This is a genomic window from Terriglobales bacterium, assembly GCA_035457425.1.
Classification (GTDB): Bacteria; Acidobacteriota; Terriglobia; order Terriglobales; family Acidobacteriaceae; genus JACPNR01.
In genome coordinates this window covers 1-2,877 of sequence record DATIBR010000116.1, presented here as the reverse complement: position 1 = coordinate 2,877, position 2,877 = coordinate 1, and the positions used below count along the sequence as shown (strand labels likewise).

Genomic DNA, 2,877 nt, shown 5'->3' with positions numbered 1-2,877 from the left:
GCGCTGTTCATCGAGGACCCGCACGAGCTCTACAAGCACTGGTCGCCCGAGGTGTGGCAGGCGGTGGAGCAGCACCAGATCAAGCCCGGCATGAACGAGATCCAGGCCTCTTTCGCGGTCGGCATGGGAACGCCTTTCCGCTCCGAAGACCCGGAGGAGAAAGTGGTGGTCTACCCCAACGGCGGCAGCAAGCTGACCGTGACCTATCGGCGCGGCAAGGCGACGCGGATTGACGCCGGTCCCTGAGCCGGCCCGGCGCGACCGTTTACATCTTGGTAACTGCTGGCGACATCTCACTCCTCAGCAGGAGAGCTGCTGTGGGTCCCATCGGCGTATTCCGGGTCGTTATCCTCACGTGCGTTCTCGCTTTCTCGGCGCTCTGCGCCGGGCAGGCGTCGGCGGACCATCACATCAGCGCGGATCCGGCGCAGCGCCTGTTCCGAGCTTCGCCCTTCGCGCACGGCTACATCCACGGCTACGAAGTGGGCTTCGGCATGGGCAACGAGGACGTGCAGATAGGCCGCGGCGCGCAGGAAGTGCGCAAGAGCGCCGAATACAAGAGCGCCAGCGAAGGCTACGCGGCGGCATTCGGCAGCCGCGAGAGCTTCCGCGCGGGCTTCCGTGAAGGCCTGGCCATCGGCTATCGCGATGGGTTCGCGGGCGGGGAATTCCGCGCGCTGGGCGAGTTGCGGCGGCTGGCGACCGGGGTGGAGGGCGAGGCGGCGGTCGACCGCTTGTACGACGGAGGTTTCTTCGCCGGCTACCGCGCCGCTCGCCAGGAAGCCGCCGACCAATGCCAGCAGGCGCCGGCGGGCCGGGAGCGCTTCTGCTCCGGGTTTCTAGACGGCTATGAGCTGGGCGAGTCGGATACGGGCGTGGGGACGACCGCGCGCGAGCGTTCCGCGGCCGCTCCCGTCCTGCTGCCGCGTCCCGCCGGGCGCAGCGCCCCGCGCCGCTAGAGCGGGTCGGATCCTGCCGTGGCCGGCGCGCCTTCCTGCACGCGCAGCACTCCGCTGGAATCCAGGTAGAAACTGCGGCGGGTCTCGTCAAACTGCTTCGGCACCAGCGTGACCGAGAAGCCTTCCTTGCCGCCGCGGTATTGCACGGTGTAGTCGCCGCGGTCGGCGCGCGCCATGCGCTTGGTGAACGACCGGCCACCGCCCGCCAGGGCCATCAGGCTGGCGGAGTACCTGCCCATCTTCTTCTTGTACTCGCGCTCATTGGCGAGGACGGTGCGGGCGTAGGCGATGCTGTTGTACTCCGACTGCGAGCGCGCCTTGTCATCCGGCGACTTGGGAGCGTAGGGCGGAGCGGCCGGCTTGGCGGAAGGCGCGGGCGCGGCGGCGGCCGGGCTCGCGGCCGGCTCCTGAGCGGTCCCCGCGGCGGCCAGCAGGACGAGTGTGGCGAGAGCGAGAGTGAGCTTCATGGCTTCGTAGTCTTGGGATGCAGGATCTTCCGCCAACGGCCAACGGCGGGTGACTTTGGTGCTAGTCCTGCCGGCCAGTGTCCGACCGGCCCATCCGAGCCTTTGCACCAAAAGCGAATGGGGATATGCTACGCGCTGCTCTCGCAAGAGAGAAGTCCCCCGGAAGAGAGAAAGGCTTTATGAAGCCGGCCCCTGCGAAGAAACCCCGTATCCGCATCGCTGTCCTGGAAAGCGACCCCCTGCGCTTTGTCGGGTTCCGCACGCTGTTCGAGTCGGAGCCGGACCTGGAGCCGATCGCCGCCTCGCTCTCCGACCTCGCCAACCAGAAAGACGTGGAGCTGGTGCTGCTCGGCAGCCGCAACGGCCAGAACCTGTTCGACGTGATGGCCGGCTTGAAGGCGGCGCGGCCTGACCTGCGCATCATCGTGACCGGCTCGGGCGCCGACGACGAGACCATCCTGAAAGCCGTGGCCGCGGGCGCCAAGGGCTACGTGGAGGAAGGCGCCAGCCCGGCGGAGTTCATCATGGCCATCCGCATCGTGCACCAGGGCTCGGTGTGGGCGCCGCGCCGCGTGCTCTCGATGTTCATCGAACGCGTGAGCTCGTCGCCGGGACGCATCTTCCCGGCGGGGCGCGTCACGTTCACCGACCGCGAGAAAGAAGTGCTCGAGCTGCTGGTCGCGGGGCGCTCCAACAAGGAGATCGGCGCCGCGCTGGGCATCGAGGAGCGCACGGTGAAGGCGCACGTCGCCAAGCTGATGCGCAAAGTGGGCGTCCAGAACCGCATCGCGCTCTCCGTCCACGCCATCACCCACTCGCTCGTCACGGCGAAGTAGGGGATCGACCTCGGAACTTGCACGCGCCGGCGACTCGCCGGCGCGTTTTTCTGATGGCGGTAACGTTACTTCGGGACATGTACCTGGCCGCGTGCCGGGTCATGTCTTTTGTGACGTTGTCGAGCTGCCGGGGCAGGAGCATACTGCGCTCACCTACCACAGAACCTGGGAGACAGGGGCTGGGACAGCACGAGGGTCGCTGCTTCCGGCCCCTTTCAATTTTTGCCGTGCTGCCAGTCCTCCAGTATCCTTCCCGCGTGCGACGGAGCCTTTCCTCCAGTGGCTTGCTGGCGAGCAGCCTCGTGCTACTCGGTGCCATGCAGTTGATACTGTTCGGCGCACTCTTCGCCTCCCCTCCCAAGGAACACTCTGACGAGTACGAAGCCGCACTCGAAGCAGTGCGTCAGAACCCAACAGGTCGGAACTATGAACAGCTTGGGAGGTTGGTTCAAGAAGAGGAGAAGCGGCCGGCATGGAGAGACCTCGGCGCCCTGCAGTATTACGCGGAAGTCGTGTTCGCGAGTGTTGTGAACCTTATTCCTGCTTCGCCGAACCCTCATCCGATTGTCGCTTGGTCGCGATCCAATACGCATCACGAAGGTCGCGCGTGGTTCT

At 66.4% G+C, this 2,877-nt stretch carries 5 protein-coding genes; 4 read left to right on the top strand and 1 reads right to left on the bottom strand.

The annotated features are described in order from the left end of the window. Together VLA96_08585 and VLA96_08580 are read left to right on the top strand one after the other, a co-directional pair. Positions 1-246, top strand: a 246-nt coding sequence (locus VLA96_08585) for a hypothetical protein (GenBank protein ID HSE49247.1), incomplete at its 5' end; no start/stop codon positions are given. Positions 247-317: 71 nt separating this feature from the next. Then, positions 318-959, top strand: a complete 642-nt coding sequence (locus VLA96_08580; GenBank protein HSE49246.1) for a hypothetical protein — start codon at positions 318-320, stop codon at positions 957-959. On the opposite strand, the gene VLA96_08575 is transcribed toward VLA96_08580, so the two are convergent. After that, positions 956-1,426, bottom strand: a complete 471-nt coding sequence (locus VLA96_08575) for a hypothetical protein (GenBank protein HSE49245.1) — start codon at positions 1,424-1,426, stop codon at positions 956-958. The genes VLA96_08580 and VLA96_08575 overlap by 4 nt on opposite strands. Before the next feature lie 179 nt (positions 1,427-1,605). Here VLA96_08575 and VLA96_08570 point away from each other — a divergent pair, with 179 nt between their 5' ends. Next, positions 1,606-2,262 (top strand): response regulator transcription factor, encoded by a 657-nt coding sequence (locus tag VLA96_08570; protein ID HSE49244.1) that lies wholly within the window; start codon positions 1,606-1,608, stop codon positions 2,260-2,262. 317 nt (positions 2,263-2,579) lie between these two features. Continuing rightward, positions 2,580-2,877 (top strand): hypothetical protein (locus VLA96_08565; protein HSE49243.1); only part of this gene is annotated, 298 nt, incomplete at its 3' end.